The organism is Marinitenerispora sediminis (genome assembly GCF_003336425.1).
Taxonomy (GTDB): domain Bacteria; phylum Actinomycetota; class Actinomycetes; order Streptosporangiales; family Streptosporangiaceae; genus Marinitenerispora; species Marinitenerispora sediminis.
In genome coordinates, this window is the sequence record NZ_QEIO01000399.1 from 1 (window position 1) to 331 (window position 331).

Annotated in this window: 1 protein-coding gene; it reads left to right on the forward strand. The window is 77.6% G+C overall.

Annotation, left to right across the window (positions count from 1 at the left end; genetic code table 11):
• A partial coding sequence (locus tag DEF28_RS27855) for a hypothetical protein (RefSeq protein WP_374058247.1) occupies positions 1-331 on the forward strand: 331 nt, incomplete at both ends.

Sequence of the window (331 nt, forward strand, 5' to 3'; positions counted from 1 at the left end):
ACCGGACCGGCAGCGGAGCGCGCGCGAGGAGGCGGCCGGGCTGCGCTCGGACGCCACCGAGGCCGAGCGCGAGGCCGCCCGGATCGAGAAGGCCGCCGAAGACGCCCGCCACCAGGCCGAGCAGGACGCCGAGCGGGCCCGCGAGGCGGCGAAGGAGGCCGCCCGCACCGCCGAACGCGACGCACGCACCGAGCAGCGTGACGCGAACATCCGGCGGGAGACGGTCTCCCGTCACGACCGCGCCGTCACCGCGGCCGACGAGGCGGCCCGGCAGGCCCGCGACACCATGGAGCGCGACCAGCGCAACATGTGGCGCGACCAGCTCGACCTC